Genomic DNA, 14,954 nt, shown 5'->3' on the forward strand with positions numbered 1-14,954 from the left:
TTGCAGCATAATCTATAAGAACGGTAGAGGGATGAGTATAGAAAGATAGTCTTGGTCATTACAGATTCATTATCATAATCATTGGTAAGTTCTTTTTTATGTTAGCTTTCTTTTTGCACATTAGTGAGAATGTTTAGAAATATTGGATCACATTTTTAGATAAAAGAAAGCCTCACTATCGAGTCTTTATTTTAAAATGAGATGATTTTTTTAACAAAGCAGAAGACAAAGTTTTTATTTTTCATGGGAATCCCTACAATTTTTTAAACGAGCTCTCAATGTTTACGTATCACTCTTATTAATGCAATACTTCTCCGAAAGTACATTCTTATTCTTTATGAGGGAATGAGGTTCTTATCTCTTTCTTCTACCAATTTTATTGAGATGTATAGATCTAGGATGTTTGCTTTTCGAATTGAATGTTATGGAGTTTTTTGTAAAAACCATTTTTCTTTTCTAGTAATTCTTTTTGTGTTCCTTGCTCAACCACTTTTCCATTTTGTATGACAGCAATTTTATGGGCGCGAGCAATCGTTGAAAGGCGATGAGCGATGATGATAATTGTGCGCCCTTGAGTAAGATGATGAAGGGCTTCATTAATTTGTTCTTCAGTGTGTGAGTCTAAAGCACTTGTTGCTTCATCAAAAATGAGAATTTCACCATCATGAAGCATTGCCCTAGCGATAGCGATTCGCTGTTTTTGCCCACCCGAAAGATTACAACCATTATCGCCTATCTGCGTATCATACCCATTGGGGAGTTCCACAATAAAGTCATGGGCATTGGCTCTTTTCGCTGCTTTGATGATATCATCATCACGAGCACCTTCTCTTCCAAGCCCAATATTATATTTAATGCTTCCTTGAAAGAGAAACGTATCCTGTCCTACATAAGCTATTAAATTTCGAAGAGAACGGAAAGTCGTATAGCGGATGTCTTGATCATTGATCAATATGCGTCCTTGTGTCGGGTCATAAAGGCGCATAATTAAATTAATAAGGGTTGATTTTCCTGTTCCGGAAGGTCCTACCAATGCGGTCATTTTTCCAGGTTCTATTTCTAGATTGATGTCTTTCAACACCGTTTTATTATCTGAATATGCAAAAGAAACATTTTCAAAACGGATGCCTCCTTGTTTTTTATCCAGATCTTTAGCTGTTTCATGTTCTATAATCGTGAGAGGATGATCGAGTATTTCGTACATTGTACGGATGTTAACCAAGCCTGCTTCAATTTTAACACGTATATTTGCCAGCCTTTTTGCTGGTTCGTAAGCAAGAAGCAACGCGACAATAAAGGACATGAATTCCCCTTGAACACCTGTACGTTGGGTAGCAAGATATCCGGAAAAACAGATAATACCGGCAATAGCAACACCAGCGAGTGTTTCCATAATCGGATTTGTAATAGCTTGAAGCGTTGCAATAGTATTTGCTTGTTTTTCAACATTACAAATGGCTTTTTCCATACGTTTTTTCATGAGTTCTTCTAATGAAAAAGCCTTAATAACTCGAATACCAATAGAACTTTCTTGTACAATTTTGATAATTTCACCAATTGACAAGAGTTCTTTTTCCACAAGGCTGCGAACATGTTTTAAAGCCATGCGGACTCCGAAAAAAGCCATTGGTCCCACTATTAAGGTAATGGCAATCAACGTAAAATTTTGAATCAACATGACAAGCAATAGGCCACTAACGGAAAGCAAGTCACGCACAAAAGTTGTGATAATTGTATCAATGATATTACGTATGGCTGTCGCGTTGTGGGTTACACGGACAAGCAGGTCAGATGAAGTGTTGTTGTGATAAAAAGAGACGCCCTGTTCCATAAGACGTGCATAAATTTTACGCTGTTGTTCAGCAACGATGCTGTTACCTGCTTTACTCAAGAAGTAAGTTTGGGCAAAAGTCGCCATTCCTTTGAGAATAAAAATGAAAGCAATGATACTAGAAATTAAAACAATCAGAGCAAAATTTTGCGCATCAATAATAGAGTTGACAACATCACGCATAATCCATGCGCTAGCCGCAGTTGTACAGGAAATAATGATCATTGAAAAAATCGCTGCACTATACCAACGCGCGTGCTTATAAAAATTTTCTTGCAAAAGCCGGATGATAAGATGTTTATCAAAAGTAGAAATTTGTTTTTTGCTCATGAAGCGCTTCTATATTTTATCGTCATTTTATGCAAGATTGAAGCACTCTTATTAAAGATTTAGTCTTTAATAATAAAAAGAGGAGTCTTTTAATAAAAATTCTAACACATATCCACCACTCACTTAAAAGCACCACACCACCACTCTGTGATGCTTTTAAATCATATCTGATAGTCTCAACTCTCGATAATTTGCATTCTCTACATAATTCCAATGGCAATTATTTCGCTGCTATTACCATCATCATTTGACGACCTTCAAGTTTTGGCTCAGATTCGATTTTAGCAATTTCACTTGTATCTTCTTTAACACGCTGAAGAAGCTTTAATCCAAGATCTTGGTGTGCCATTTCACGGCCACGAAAACGCAAAGTAATCTTCACTTTATCACCATTACCAATAAAGCGGTGAATAGCTTTGAGTTTGACGCCATAATCATGAACATCCACATTTGGACGCATCTTAATCTCTTTGATTTCGATGACCTTCTGTTTTTTACGTGTTTCAGCTGCTTTTTTTTGGGTTTGGTATTTCAATTTTCCCAAATCGATAATTTTACACACGGGCGGTTCGGCATTTGGTACGATTTCAACCAAATCAAGCCCTGCCTCTGCAGCCATAGCAAGTGCTTCTTGTATTGAAACGATTCCCTGATGTTGTCCCTCGTCATTGATAAGCTGGACGCGAGGAACTCTAATATCCTGATTTGAACGCGGCCCATCTTTTTGAGTAAGTGTCATTTTAAATGGTCTACGAATGGTTTATGCTCCTTAATTTTAATTTATCTACAACGTGATTTAATATACAATTATACACAGAAAGACAACTAGAATTCGTGCTTTTTTCATATTTGATTTATGACTTTAAGGTCTAATTTGGAAGTCAAAGTTTTTCTTTTATGAGCAAAAGTATTTTATAGAGGAAAAGAATAATGGATGAGAATATTCCTTGCCAATTTTTTTCATTTGAAGACACTGCTCTTGCGGTACGCTATCGTAAAGGTGGTGGCTCTCTTGGTTTGGTGTGGCTTTCTGGCTACCAATCTGATATGTTAGGAAACAAAGCGATGTTTGTTGATCGTTTTGCTCAGAAGAATGATCTGTCTTGTTTACGTTTTGATTACTCTGGTCATGGAGAGTCTGGGGGTGATTTTTTTCGAGGAACGATTTCACGTTGGGTTAAGGAGAGTTTAGCGATTTTTGAAACCTATTGTGAAGGACCACAAATTTTGATTGGTTCCTCTATGGGGGGGTGGATAGCTTTAAAGCTTGCAATGATATTAGCGCAGAAAAACAAAAGGCTTGCTGGTATGGTGTTGATTGCACCGGCTCCTGATTTTACGCAAACATTGGTAGAACCAGCATTAGGTCCAGAGGAATGGAGAATTTTAGAAGAAAAGGGGTATATCGAGCGACCAGCAGTTGGTGATGCAGAGCCGATGCCCTTTACAAAAGCGCTCATTGAAGATGGACGAGACAACTGTGTCATGAAGGGATGTATAGATGTTGGATGCCCAATCCATATCTTACAAGGGATGGAAGATGAGGATATACCCTATCAACATACTTTGACTTTACTGAATCATTTACCTTTACATGATGTAACATTGACACTCGTTCGTGATGCCGATCATCGCTTGTCGCGTCCGCAAGATTTGGATTGCCTTGAAACGGTGGTGAGATCATTGATTGACCGAATTAATGGAGAGGATCAAATTCATTGATGATGAAGATATGCTGCCATCAAGGCAAATGATCTTGTCTTTCCTGACCCCCGTCCTCCCCAAGCCGCACGCACTGCTGCCGTGCCTGAAAAGATTGGTATCAGCTTTGGTACTATCTTAATCTGTCTTATCGTCATCGATTAAAGGAGCGATTTCAACACGCCCTATGATCTTTACTGCTCCACCATCCTCACCAGTAACCTGTAAAGGCAACACCTTGCCAAGCAGTGCTAAATAAGCAGCGGGGCAATCCATTGCTTGCTTTTCCAAATAAGAGATTAAGCCCTCATTGCCTATTTTATTGCCGGCATTCTCAGCAGCCCTCACCACTGCCTCTTTTAAAATGCGAGTCATCTTATTAGGAATGCCTTTTGCACGCCCTCTTCCAGCTCTTGGTGGTATCCATTTTCGTTTGACTGGTGGAGTTGGCTCTGTATTTTCTGATGTCATAAAATACGCCCTCCCGATAATAAAAAAACCCCGCATTTGCGGGGATTTTGAACTGCACTGCCCCTCGTCTAGACACAATACGACCAAGTACAGTGCTGTCATTAAATACTATTTGCAACATATTGTCAACAACAAAATAACACATATTGATAGATTTAAAGGGAATCGGTTATATGAAAGGGCTAAATAATGAGCTAAAGAGAAAATTGATGTTAACAGCGCATCTTAGAAAGATTATTCTATCAATAATAATATTCCAAGGACTTTTCTTAACAAGCTATTATACTTTAGCAAACCAAAATACAAAGCTACCAAATGGCCCCTCTCCTAGATATGTGATATTAAAAGATGGAAGATGTTATCGTGTGGGTAGTCCTGTACCAATACCAAGTCTTGGTGCTGGTGATTATGTAGTTGATTATCATCCTTACAGGAATAAACAAGGAAATAACGAGTGTTCTTGCATAGGCGACCCTGTACCAGAGCTTGGTGATGATGTTTATGTAGCTGATTATCCTTCTTACAGTAATAATTGTAGAATTGATACTGTAGCAGAGCTTAGTGATGATAGAGGTAAAGGCAACAAACAATTAGAGGCATTCATATTTGAGTGGTTCACAGTAGCGTTTATAGTAACCATTATCATTGCTATAATGTCTATTCCGATTAGTTTACTTTGGCGTTTTAAATTCAAGATTTCTGCATGTTTATTTGCAATAATGACTGTATTATCTGTTATTGCTGTATTTATCATAAAAATTATTTTTGAATTGCATTAAGAGCAATGCGCAATGAATTTACAAGATGTGGTAGTGTTTGATCTTCTATAACAAGATATTGTAGCAATGTATGACTATTTCTGAACAGCATTTTATTTTTTCTGGTTGCATTGTGCCTCTTTCATATTTGATTTATGATTTTAAGGTTTAGTTTGGAAATGGAGATTTTTCTTTTATAAGTAAAAGTGTTTTATAGAGAAAAAGAATAAAGAATGATGAAGAGTGATATTCCTTGCCAATTTTTTTCGTTTGAAGATACAGCTCTTGCAGTACGCCACCGCAAAGGCAGTAGCTCTCTAGGTTTGTTTTGTCTTCATGGCTATCTATCGGACATGTCAGGAGATAAGGTGATGTTTGTTGATCGTTTTGCACAGAAGAACGATTTGTCCTGCTTACGTTTTGATTATTCTGGGCATGGAGAATCAGGCGGTGATTTTTTTCAAGGAACCATTTCACGTTGGGTTCAGGAAAGTTTAGCGGTTTTTGAAGCTTATTGTGAGGGGCCACAAATTTTGATTGGCACCTCTATGGGGGGATGGATTGCTTTAAGGCTTGCTATGATGCTCGCACAAAAAAATAAGAGGCTTGCCGGCATGGTCTTGATTGCGCCAGCCCCTGATTTTACAAAAACACTGATAGAATCAGGGTTGGGTCGCAAGAAGTGGAAAATTTTAGAGGAAACAGAGCATGTGGAACGATCTGCAATTAGTTATACGGAACCGGTTCCCTTTACAAAAGTATTTATTGAAGATGGACGAGACAATTGTGTCATGAAGGGATGCATTGATGTTGGATGCCCAGTCCATATTCTACAAGGGATGGAAGATGTTGAGATACCCTATCAACATACATTGACTTTACTGAATCATTTGCCTTTACATGATGTGACATTGACCCTCGTTCGTGACGCAGATCATCGCTTTTCGCGCACCCAAGATTTGGATTGTCTTGAAATGGTGTTGAGATCATTGATGGACCGAATTAATGTGGAGGATCAAATTCATTGATGATGAAGATATAATGTATGACCGTTTATGAGCAGCATTTTATTTTCTCTGATCGCGTTGTGCCTCTACAGATACGTGAACATAGGGGAGTGCGCCGTCTCACATTACGTGTTGATGCGAGCGGGCAGAGGATTTGCGTCATCACACCACCAGCGATAAGCCGTTGTTCAGTGCAAAGTTTTATTGAAAAGCACCGATCTTGGATTGAAGCGCGTCTTACTTGTGTAAAAATTTCTCATGAAAATTCTTATCTCAAAGAGGGTGCTACAGTTCCTTTATTGGGGGTTTCACATACGATAAGGCATAAGACAGGGCGTGGGGTAACGGAAATTATTGCAGGGGATGTGGGACAACAACCGCAAATTATTGTTTATGGACAATTAGAATATTTGCCAAGGCGTATTGCTGATATTTTAAAAAAACAGGCTGCTTTCACTATAACGCCTTTGGTTGCATATTATGCGCGGAAAGTAGAGCGTAAAGTAAAGTCGATTAGCTATAAAGATACGAAAAGTCGTTGGGGATCTTGTTCGATAGACAAACGGCTTTCTTTTTCTTGGCGCCTTATTATGGCGCCAAAAGAAATTGTTGAATATGTTGTTGCACATGAGATTGCCCATCTTGTTGAAATGAATCATGGGCCAAAATTTTGGGCTCTTTGTGAAAAACTTTGTCCAGAAAGTAAAAAATATCGCACTTGGTTGAAGGAAAATGGTCGTATGTTGCAAGCGATTAATTTTCATTCGTATAGGTCCGATGGGTTTGAAAATGTAGAGAACTTTTGAAGAGAACGCTCTTTGATGGAACTTTTGAGTGAACTTTCCATTATATAGGTACTTCATCATATGATGAAGAATTCATTGAAGCGCTCAGCACGATTGTCTTCCCCTACTTGGTCTGCTGAGTATCTTCAATGTTTTTTCTTTATCTTTTGGATAATTCAGCTTAATAATCTTGGATAATTTTTAAGTTCAGATTGGAAAAGCGCTTATGCCTGTCCTTACAGATCCACTTCAGCTTTTACAGGCACTTATTCGTTGCCCTTCTATTACACCTCATGAAGCGGGTGCTTTATCAACTTTGGAGCAATTTTTAAAGGAGATGGGGTTTCATGTTGAACGTCCTGTTTTTGCGGATAAAAATACCGAAGATATTGAAAATCTTTATGCAAAAATGGGGAAGAGCGGGCCGCATCTGATGTTTGCTGGTCATACCGATGTTGTGCCACCAGGTGCGTTGGAAAATTGGACATATCCTCCTTTTGAAGCTGTCGTAAATAAAGGAAAATTATACGGGCGAGGCGCTGTTGATATGAAGGGCGGAATTGCTTGTTTTGTTGCGGCGTTGGCGCGAGTCCTTGAAAAACAGTCTCTTAAAGGGACAGTGAGTCTTCTGATTACGGGTGACGAAGAAGGTCCTGCCATTAACGGTACGGTTAAACTTCTCAAATGGGCAAAACAAAAAGGTGAAAAATGGACTGCGGCGCTTGTGGGAGAGCCGACAAGCGTAAAATTTGTTGGTGACGTCATAAAGATTGGTCGCCGAGGGTCAATTTCGGGTATCATTACAGTGAAAGGTCGCCAAGGTCATGTTGCATTTCCTGAGCGGGCAGCTAATCCATTACCTTTAGCAAGTAAGCTTATTCAAGCATTGACATATACTACTTTAGATCAAGGGACAGAAAATTTTCAACCAAGTAATTTAGAACTGACAACGATTGATACGGGCAATTATGTAGCGAATGTTATACCAGCACAAACGACGATTCGTTTTAATATACGCTACAATGATCTTTGGACAAAAGAAACGCTTAAGATAGAGATTGAAAAGCGCCTTGCTTCAGTAGAGCTAAACAACAACAAGAATCAAGACCCCTACTATCATCTTGAATGGATTCCAAGTTTGGGGGATGTTTTTTTGACCAAAAATGATAAATTCATTACAATTTTATCAAATGCTATTAAAAATATAACGGGGAGTATGCCAGAATGTTCAACTTCAGGGGGCACGTCGGATGCACGATTTATTAAGGATTATTGCCCAGTGGTTGAATTCGGTCTACCAGGGCAAACAATGCATATGGTGAATGAGTGTGTAACTCTTGAAGCATTGGAAACCCTCACTTCTGTTTATGAACGTTTCATTATTGATTTTTTTGCGCAGACAAAATGATTGTCTTTTAAAGAATCTGCCTCTCAAATTGAAGACCGTAAAAATTATGCAATGAAGTAATATAATGGCGAGTTAAAATCATAGGAATTTTAGTTTGCCAATTGGCTAATGATGTGGTCAAGAAGAATGCGTCCTTTGCTTGTCGCTTTTAAGCGCTGGTTTCCTGACATTTCTATAAGCCCTTGTTGTTGTAAATCGATAAGCTTTTCCACTGGTAAGCTCTTAGGATTTAAGGTTTCATAACGTGAAAGATCCAAGCCTTCGCAAAGACGCAGTCCCATGAGGAGCATTTCATTGGCTTGTTGTAATAGGGTTAATTGTTCTGTTTCAATACAGCCATGTCCAGTCGTTTCCACCAATTTGAGCCAATTTTCAGGGTGTTTTTCATTTATTGTGACATAACGTTTACAGTTTTCAATTTGAGAGATAGGTGCTTTTGAAGAGGGAGGGGAATGATTCGGTTTTTGTTCAATAAAGCGACCATGAGCACCTGGACCAAAGCCGGCATATTCATGATAACGCCAATAGAGAAGGTTGTGTGCTGATTCGGCACCGGGGATTGCATGATTTGAAATTTCATAGGCTAGAAACCCGTGTGTCGCAGTGATTTCTTGAGTAAGATGGTAGAGGTCTGCTGCAAGTTCTGAAGTGGGAAGAATAAGTTTTCCTGCGGCATGAAGCCGTTTAAAAGCGGTTCCGTCCTCGATAGTAAGTTGGTAGAGAGAGAGATGATCTGCTGCTAAATCAAGTGCTTGAAACAGTTCAGATTTCCATTGTTCTAACGTTTGTTCAGGGCGGGCATAAATAAGATCAAAGGATAAACGTGGAAAGATTTCTCGTGCCAAAGCAATAGCGGAAAGGGCCTGTTCCACATCATGAAGACGACCAAGTTTTTGCAATGCTTTGTCATTGAGTGCTTGTACCCCTAGGGATAAGCGGTTAACACCTGCTGTGCGATACCCACGAAAGCGTTCTGCTTCCACACTTGATGGATTGGCTTCTAGTGTAATTTCAACTTTATCATCGATTGTCCATTTTTTTGCAAGCGCTTGCAACAAGGCATCAACAGTTTGAGGCATCATAAGAGAAGGTGTCCCCCCACCAATAAAAATACTGGTAATATGTCGTGGACCTATTTTATGATATTGCGTTTCTATTTCGCGTTCAAAGGCGGTTACAAAGCGTGGTTGATCAACGCCATGAACCCGCACATGTGAATTAAAATCACAATAAGGGCATTTCGTTGCGCAAAAGGGCCAATGAATATAAATGCCAAAAAATTCATTCATGAGATTGTCAAAAGGTTTTCTGCTAAAAGCTTGAAAGCACGTGCACGATGTGAGAGAGGTGTTTTATCATTGAGTTTCCAGCCATGTTTTTGCTCCGTTGACATTTCGCCAAAGGTATTTTCATATCCATCTGGTAAAAAAATGGGATCGAAACCAAAACCTTTATCTCCACGTGGAGGCCAAATAAATGTGCCTTCAATGCTGCCGTGGAAATAGTCTGAATAACCATCAGGCCATGCAATACAAATGACCGATATAAATCGGCATTTTCGTTGGCTTTTTTCTAGTGCTCCGATTTTTTGCAGTTCATTTTCTATTTTTTGCATAGCTTTTGCAAAATTACGTGTACCATCGGATTGAAGAGCGAGGTCAGCTGTATAAACACCTGGTGCGCCGCCTAATGCATCTACTTCCAAGCCCGAATCATCAGAAAGAGCAGGAAGTCCTGTATTTTTTGCTGCTGCAAAGGCTTTGATATAGGCGTTTTCTTCAAATGTTGTTCCTGTTTCTTTTGGTTCTGGCAATCCGAGCTCTTTTGCTGATTGTATTGTTAAACCAAAGGGAGTGCATAAAGTGGTAATTTCATGTAATTTGCCGGTGTTATGTGTAGCAATGACAAGTTTTTTTGCTGCTGTTATGTTTCTCATAGAGATTTTTCTCCAGAAATGAACCAGAAATAAAAGGGAGCTATTTGATGTTAAAAACCTAAAAATCAGCTTAAATACTCAGTATAGACACACTTTGCTGGATTTTATACGACATGATTTTTGTATATTCATTGATATTCCATTGAGATGAAAATCTTTCGTATTTTATGAGACCAATGATTAAAAAGGCGTATAGTATGTTCCTTTTATATTATGGTAGCATTTTTATAATAAAATTATAATATGTTTTTGTACTACTTTAGATTATTTGACCAAACCTTGGAAAAACTTATATAAGAGAGAAGTGTTTTTAAAGTAGTGAAACAATTGTGATGAAACACAAACCTATTGACGATGAACTAAAATATCTTGATCAGCGTTCGCGTGATATTTTTCGCCATATTGTAGAGGCTTATCTTAATGATGGTGAACCTGTAGGATCACGAAATCTTTCACGGCTTTTACGGCAGACTTTATCTCCTGCGACGATTCGCAATGTGATGAGTGATCTTGAACATCTTGGTTTGATTTATGCACCTCATGTCTCTGCGGGACGAATGCCAACACAATCAGGATTACGATTTTTTGTTGATGTATTCATGGAAGCAGGTGATTTACCAAACGAGGAGCGAGAAAGCATTGAAACGCAAGTCAAGGAGGCTGGTCATGCACAATCAGTTGAGCATTTTCTTATCCAAGCAAGTCGTGTTCTTTCAGATCTTTCCCGCGGTGCAGGGCTTGTGCTAGCCACAAAACAGGAAGGAACATTAAAGCATATTGAATTTGTGCGCCTTGATAGAGAGCATGCCCTTGCTGTTTTAGTAACGCAACAAGGTGAAATTGAAAATCGTATTGTGCATTTGCCAGAAGGGGTTACGCATGCGCAATTGACAGAAGCAACGAACTTTCTTAATGCCCATATTCAGGGACTCACATTGAGTGAGGCAAAAGAAGAAATTGCACGTTTATGCTCAGAGACACGTGCTGCGCTCGATCATTTATCTCATCATCTTGTTGAAACGGGGTTAGCTGTTTGGGGAGGAGAAGATGCTGATCATAAAATGCATCTTATTGTTCGCGGACGTAGTAATTTGCTTGAAGATGTGAAAGTAGAAGAAGATTTAGAGCGGTTGAGACATCTATTTGATGATCTTGAAACACGTGAAAGTATGGCGCAGCTTCTCGATTTAACGGATGAAGGTTCGGGGGTTCGCATTTTTATTGGTTCAGAAAATAAATTATTTTCGCTTTCTGGTTCTTCATTAGTGGTAGCGCCTTATCGCGATTCAAAACAAAGAGTCATTGGTGCTTTAGGGATTATTGGACCCACACGGCTTAATTATGCGAGAATTGTACCCATGGTTGATTATACAGCTCAACTTGTATCACAATTGTTGCGTTAAAATGATTAGGTGAAATATTTATATTATAAACGCTTATTCTCTTTAAGATATGTAAATACCTCTTGATTTTTGTCTGCAGAATTTCGATATCGAGAATAATAAATCTTATGAAGGAATGGAATTTCTATGTCTGATGAAAAAAACAAATTTACTGACGCTTCATTTGAAAATTGCGATTTGAAGAATCCAACGGATCGCGCTGCGCTTAAACAAGCGGCTGATGAATTTTTAAAAACGCGTGAAGCGGAATCTCGTGCAGAGGTTGAAGAAGAAAAAGATGAATTTATCGATCCCTTGGTTGCTTTGCAGGATGAAAACAAAGAGTTGAAAGATCAACTTTTACGTCTTGTTGCCGATATGGAAAATCTTCGGCGTCGTACTGCGCGTGATGTAGCCGATGCAAAGGCGTATTCAATTGCGAGTTTTGCACGTGACATGTTATCTGTCTCTGATAACCTCAATCGGGCTTTGGAAGCTATTCCAGAAGGGGCAAAAGAGAATGATGCTGGCTTGAAAACATTAGCTGAGGGCGTAGAAATGACTGAGCGTGCAATGATAGCAGCGCTAGAACGTCATGGGGTGCAAAAAATTCATCCAGAAGGGCAAAAATTTGATCCTCACTTTCATCAAGCAATGTTTGAGATTCCTAACTCTGATGTTCCAGATAACACTGTTCAGCAAGTTGTTCAGGCAGGTTACATTATTGGTGAACGTGTTCTCCGTCCTGCTATAGTAGGTGTAGCCAAAGGAGGAACAAAAGAAGCTTCTGTTGAAGCTGATTCGACTTAAATTCTATGATAACATTATTGATACAAAAGCGTTAGCATTATCATCCCATATTCGTTAGGTATTTATAGCCGAGAATGAGAAAGGGTGTTTGAAACACCCTTTTATCCTTGTAGTGCCCATCTTCTTTTCACAATATACGGGACATCGCTTGAGGGAGATGGTGAGAACAGTAAAACAAAATAATCAACTTCAAAAGAAGGAAATGAAAAATCACCTCGAGAAGACAGATAAGGAGGAAGGTCTGCGGGTTTAATAGCAAGCAATCGCGCTAGAGTAATATGTGGGGTAAATTGTTTTTCATCAGGTGTTAAGTGCAAGCTGTTTCGAATAGATTGCATTTTTTCGTGTAGAAGATTGAGAGTTTCACAAGGTTCAATACGAACAACGAGAGAATGGGGAGCGTTTTCTGAACCAAAAACTTCAAATCCCCTTGGTTGTAGCACAAAAGGAGGGAGTTTTATTGTATCAAAGGCACGAATCAATGCATCTGCTACGGAGCTCTCAATTTCGCCAAAAAAAGATAAAGTGATATGGAAGTTTTGAGGGTTAATCCACTGCGCATTCGGTAAGCCATTTTGTAGCGATATAAGCGCTTGTGTTGTTTCTTGAGGAATTTGAAGAGCACTAAATAGACGTTGCATGTACTATCTCCTTATAATAAAAACGCCACGGTAAGCACAATGGCAGATTATGAAAATAAGTATATATCATTCAAAATAAGGCAATTATGGTAAGAAAGAATGGCTAAGAAATGTCTATAATGATGATGCATTCAACAAAACCTATATTTACATGCATTTTATCATAAACAATATGCAGTGGAAAAGCGTTATTCTCATGACCACAATAGCTTAAAAAGAGAAAAGTGAAGAGACTCTCATTGTGAGAATATTTTGACATTTTCTCAAGGGGCTTAAAAATGAGCCTTTTCAGCGAAGGATGCGTATTTTTATGATTTAATCATACATTCTCAGTATGATAACAGCTACAATATGCAACAAACATTCAAATATTATTGGTAAAAGAATACGAATACAAATATTATGCACAGCACAACGGCTTTAAGCCACACTCACGATAACCGTGATATCAATCATATAATGAATATGAACATTGATATTTTGAAGAGAAAACTAAGAAAGCCAATTCATGTCATGACGGGGGAAACGTTCTTTTCCTTCAAGAATAATCATTATGCTTTCTCTTGTGAGAAATTTTAGTTCTCTTCTCCAAATTTATTGTTTATCAGCTTTTCAAGAGCATTGAGAGCATCGGTTGCCTCTGGTCCTGAAACGCGGACGGTGAGGTTGCATCCGGGTGACGCAGCTAACATCATCAGTCCCATAATTGATGAGCCACCAACGATTTTTCCATCTTTTTCAACTTCAACAATGGCATTAAAATTGTCAACAGTTTGGACAAATTTTGCAGAAGCACGCGCATGCAGTCCACGTTTATTACAAATATTGAAATGACGACTTAGTTTAGAGGAAAGAGGGTTTTTGGAAAGCATCAGTGTTCATTATCCGCTATAAAATTATACTGGTACATTAATGTATTTACGCCCCGCTTCTTGTGCTATTCTTAAAGCTTCTGATAATGAAATATCAGGACATCGGCGAATAGAAATCAGTTTAATAAGCATAGGCAAATTAACACCGGCAATCATTTCAACACGTCCTTTTTCAATAGCAGGAATAGCCATATTTGATGGTGTTCCACCAAATACGTCTGTTAATATAATCACGCCATGGTTTGTATCTGTAGAGGAAATTGCGGCTATAATATCACTTCGGCGCTGATCTAGGTCATCGTCAGGATAGACACATACTGTTGCGAATTTTTCTTGTGTTCCAACAACATGTTCTACAGCATGTAGAAACTCAATAGCCAGCTCACCGTGCATTACAAGCACGAGTCCAATCATTTACACAAACTCCTGTTAACTAAAGATCCAACCATATTGGAGGAAAAAGCATTTTACAAGGCTTTGTCTTGCTGCCAAGAAAAATTTGCAAAAAAAAGGCAAAAAGAGCGATTTTTTCTTATTTGAAAAAAATTAGACAGATTTGCACCATATTTTTCTAAAAAAGAAGGCTTCAATAGCCTGACAAATAGCTGTACAATCGGCTTCATGAAGGCTAGGAAGTTTTAAAAGAGGGATGTGTATATCTGCAAATTGAAAAGTTTGATTTGTGGAAAAGCGTTCATATTCAGGTCCTAGAAGAATAACACAATCGATAGCTGTTTGTGTGTCGAATTCTATCGCATAAAGGCCAGCACCGCGAATTTCAATACCACCTTGCAAACCTTCAGGAGTATACCCGTAAAGCTTTCCATTTTCTACACGGAGAATTGTGTAATCATCACTGATAAGTTTTGCTTCCCGTTTTGACCACTCAGCACGATCAAGCAAAGAAAGTGTAAGGGTTGATTTTCCTGATCCCGATGGACCTATAATGAGCAACCCCTTTCTTCCTAGTTGGAGGCAATTTGCATGCAATATTTCATTTTCTGTTTTCATATCTTTTATCT

General features: G+C 38.6%; 16 protein-coding genes and 1 pseudogene. 7 read left to right on the forward strand and 10 right to left on the reverse strand.

Annotated features, from left to right (window positions below; all coding sequences use genetic code 11):
* Positions 1-394 precede the first annotated feature (394 nt).
* Entirely contained in the window at positions 395-2,161 is a 1,767-nt protein-coding gene (locus tag NMK50_RS10050) for an ABC transporter ATP-binding protein (RefSeq protein ID WP_254770345.1), read from the reverse strand.
* Positions 2,162-2,381: 220 nt separating this feature from the next.
* On the reverse strand, positions 2,382-2,900 hold the full coding sequence (gene infC, locus NMK50_RS10055; protein ID WP_254770346.1) for a translation initiation factor IF-3: 519 nt from the start codon (positions 2,898-2,900) through the stop codon (positions 2,382-2,384).
* Between the two features lie 191 nt (positions 2,901-3,091).
* Between infC and NMK50_RS10060 the strand changes: the two genes are divergently transcribed.
* Positions 3,092-3,883: an alpha/beta hydrolase gene (locus NMK50_RS10060; RefSeq protein WP_254770347.1), complete on the forward strand. Its 792-nt coding sequence runs from the start codon at positions 3,092-3,094 to the stop codon at positions 3,881-3,883.
* Here the strand turns inward: NMK50_RS10060 and NMK50_RS10725 are convergent.
* Positions 3,880-4,020, reverse strand: a pseudogene (locus NMK50_RS10725) (PBSX family phage terminase large subunit); the annotation flags it as partial. The gene NMK50_RS10060 and the pseudogene NMK50_RS10725 overlap by 4 nt on opposite strands.
* Positions 4,001-4,333, reverse strand: coding sequence for a hypothetical protein (locus tag NMK50_RS10070; protein WP_254770348.1), 333 nt, complete (start codon positions 4,331-4,333; stop codon positions 4,001-4,003). The gene NMK50_RS10070 and the pseudogene NMK50_RS10725, both read right to left, overlap by 20 nt.
* Positions 4,334-4,506: 173 nt before the next feature.
* Between NMK50_RS10070 and NMK50_RS10075 the strand changes: the two genes are divergently transcribed.
* From NMK50_RS10075 to dapE, 4 genes are all read left to right on the forward strand, one after another.
* Positions 4,507-5,112, forward strand: coding sequence for a hypothetical protein (locus NMK50_RS10075; protein WP_254770349.1), 606 nt, complete (start codon positions 4,507-4,509; stop codon positions 5,110-5,112).
* Positions 5,113-5,327: 215 nt separating this feature from the next.
* The gene (locus NMK50_RS10080; RefSeq protein ID WP_254771242.1) at positions 5,328-6,119 is read left to right on the forward strand and encodes an alpha/beta hydrolase; all 792 of its coding nucleotides are present in this window, start codon (positions 5,328-5,330) and stop codon (positions 6,117-6,119) included.
* 17 nt (positions 6,120-6,136) lie between these two features.
* A complete protein-coding gene (locus NMK50_RS10085; RefSeq protein WP_254770350.1) occupies positions 6,137-6,904 on the forward strand; it encodes a M48 family metallopeptidase in 768 nt (255 codons plus the stop codon).
* A gap of 205 nt (positions 6,905-7,109) precedes the next feature.
* Positions 7,110-8,291: a succinyl-diaminopimelate desuccinylase gene (gene dapE / locus NMK50_RS10090; protein ID WP_254770351.1), complete on the forward strand. Its 1,182-nt coding sequence runs from the start codon at positions 7,110-7,112 to the stop codon at positions 8,289-8,291.
* An 89-nt stretch (positions 8,292-8,380) separates the two neighbouring features.
* Here dapE and hemW read toward each other — a convergent pair whose 3' ends face one another.
* Together hemW and rdgB are read right to left on the reverse strand one after the other, a co-directional pair.
* Positions 8,381-9,580 carry a radical SAM family heme chaperone HemW gene (hemW, locus tag NMK50_RS10095; RefSeq protein ID WP_254770352.1) on the reverse strand — a complete coding sequence of 400 codons (1,200 nt, stop codon included), beginning with the start codon at positions 9,578-9,580 and terminating at the stop codon, positions 8,381-8,383.
* Positions 9,577-10,227, reverse strand: a complete 651-nt coding sequence (gene rdgB, locus NMK50_RS10100) for an RdgB/HAM1 family non-canonical purine NTP pyrophosphatase (protein WP_254770353.1) — start codon at positions 10,225-10,227, stop codon at positions 9,577-9,579. The genes hemW and rdgB overlap by 4 nt, the downstream gene beginning before the upstream one ends.
* A 332-nt stretch (positions 10,228-10,559) precedes the next feature.
* Between rdgB and hrcA the strand changes: the two genes are divergently transcribed.
* Positions 10,560-11,630 (forward strand): heat-inducible transcriptional repressor HrcA, encoded by a 1,071-nt coding sequence (gene hrcA / locus NMK50_RS10105; protein ID WP_254770354.1) that lies wholly within the window; start codon positions 10,560-10,562, stop codon positions 11,628-11,630.
* 126 nt (positions 11,631-11,756) lie between these two features.
* Positions 11,757-12,419 carry a nucleotide exchange factor GrpE gene (grpE, locus tag NMK50_RS10110; RefSeq protein WP_254770355.1) on the forward strand — a complete coding sequence of 221 codons (663 nt, stop codon included), beginning with the start codon at positions 11,757-11,759 and terminating at the stop codon, positions 12,417-12,419.
* Between the two features lie 101 nt (positions 12,420-12,520).
* Here grpE and thpR read toward each other — a convergent pair whose 3' ends face one another.
* The 4 genes from thpR to NMK50_RS10130 all read right to left on the reverse strand — a co-directional run bounded on the left by thpR (position 12,521) and on the right by NMK50_RS10130 (position 14,943).
* On the reverse strand, positions 12,521-13,060 hold the full coding sequence (gene thpR, locus NMK50_RS10115; RefSeq protein WP_254770356.1) for an RNA 2',3'-cyclic phosphodiesterase: 540 nt from the start codon (positions 13,058-13,060) through the stop codon (positions 12,521-12,523).
* A gap of 575 nt (positions 13,061-13,635) precedes the next feature.
* The gene (locus tag NMK50_RS10120; protein ID WP_254770357.1) at positions 13,636-13,932 is read right to left on the reverse strand and encodes an HPr family phosphocarrier protein; all 297 of its coding nucleotides are present in this window, start codon (positions 13,930-13,932) and stop codon (positions 13,636-13,638) included.
* A gap of 24 nt (positions 13,933-13,956) precedes the next feature.
* Positions 13,957-14,346 (reverse strand): PTS sugar transporter subunit IIA, encoded by a 390-nt coding sequence (locus tag NMK50_RS10125; RefSeq protein WP_254770358.1) that lies wholly within the window; start codon positions 14,344-14,346, stop codon positions 13,957-13,959.
* 132 nt (positions 14,347-14,478) lie between these two features.
* The gene (locus tag NMK50_RS10130; RefSeq protein ID WP_254770359.1) at positions 14,479-14,943 is read right to left on the reverse strand and encodes an HPr kinase/phosphatase C-terminal domain-containing protein; all 465 of its coding nucleotides are present in this window, start codon (positions 14,941-14,943) and stop codon (positions 14,479-14,481) included.
* Positions 14,944-14,954 lie beyond the last annotated feature (11 nt).

The organism is Bartonella harrusi (assembly GCF_024297065.1).
Lineage (GTDB): Bacteria > Pseudomonadota > Alphaproteobacteria > Rhizobiales > Rhizobiaceae > Bartonella > Bartonella harrusi.

Excerpts from the sequence above, each read along its gene's own strand:
- hrcA (WP_254770354.1), top strand. The coding sequence starts at position 10,560 with ATGAAACACAAACCTATTGACGATGAACTAAAATATCTTGATCAGCGT.
- NMK50_RS10130 (WP_254770359.1), bottom strand. The coding sequence starts at position 14,943 with ATGAAAACAGAAAATGAAATATTGCATGCAAATTGCCTCCAACTAGGA.
- dapE (WP_254770351.1), top strand. The coding sequence starts at position 7,110 with ATGCCTGTCCTTACAGATCCACTTCAGCTTTTACAGGCACTTATTCGT.
- NMK50_RS10080 (WP_254771242.1), top strand. The coding sequence starts at position 5,328 with ATGAAGAGTGATATTCCTTGCCAATTTTTTTCGTTTGAAGATACAGCT.
- thpR (WP_254770356.1), bottom strand. The coding sequence starts at position 13,060 with ATGCAACGTCTATTTAGTGCTCTTCAAATTCCTCAAGAAACAACACAA.
- grpE (WP_254770355.1), top strand. The coding sequence starts at position 11,757 with ATGTCTGATGAAAAAAACAAATTTACTGACGCTTCATTTGAAAATTGC.
- infC (WP_254770346.1), bottom strand. The coding sequence starts at position 2,900 with ATGACACTTACTCAAAAAGATGGGCCGCGTTCAAATCAGGATATTAGA.
- rdgB (WP_254770353.1), bottom strand. The coding sequence starts at position 10,227 with ATGAGAAACATAACAGCAGCAAAAAAACTTGTCATTGCTACACATAAC.
- NMK50_RS10070 (WP_254770348.1), bottom strand. The coding sequence starts at position 4,333 with ATGACATCAGAAAATACAGAGCCAACTCCACCAGTCAAACGAAAATGG.
- hemW (WP_254770352.1), bottom strand. The coding sequence starts at position 9,580 with ATGAATGAATTTTTTGGCATTTATATTCATTGGCCCTTTTGCGCAACG.
- NMK50_RS10050 (WP_254770345.1), bottom strand. The coding sequence starts at position 2,161 with ATGAGCAAAAAACAAATTTCTACTTTTGATAAACATCTTATCATCCGG.
- NMK50_RS10120 (WP_254770357.1), bottom strand. The coding sequence starts at position 13,932 with ATGCTTTCCAAAAACCCTCTTTCCTCTAAACTAAGTCGTCATTTCAAT.
- NMK50_RS10075 (WP_254770349.1), top strand. The coding sequence starts at position 4,507 with ATGAAAGGGCTAAATAATGAGCTAAAGAGAAAATTGATGTTAACAGCG.
- NMK50_RS10060 (WP_254770347.1), top strand. The coding sequence starts at position 3,092 with ATGGATGAGAATATTCCTTGCCAATTTTTTTCATTTGAAGACACTGCT.
- NMK50_RS10085 (WP_254770350.1), top strand. The coding sequence starts at position 6,137 with ATGACCGTTTATGAGCAGCATTTTATTTTCTCTGATCGCGTTGTGCCT.
- NMK50_RS10125 (WP_254770358.1), bottom strand. The coding sequence starts at position 14,346 with ATGATTGGACTCGTGCTTGTAATGCACGGTGAGCTGGCTATTGAGTTT.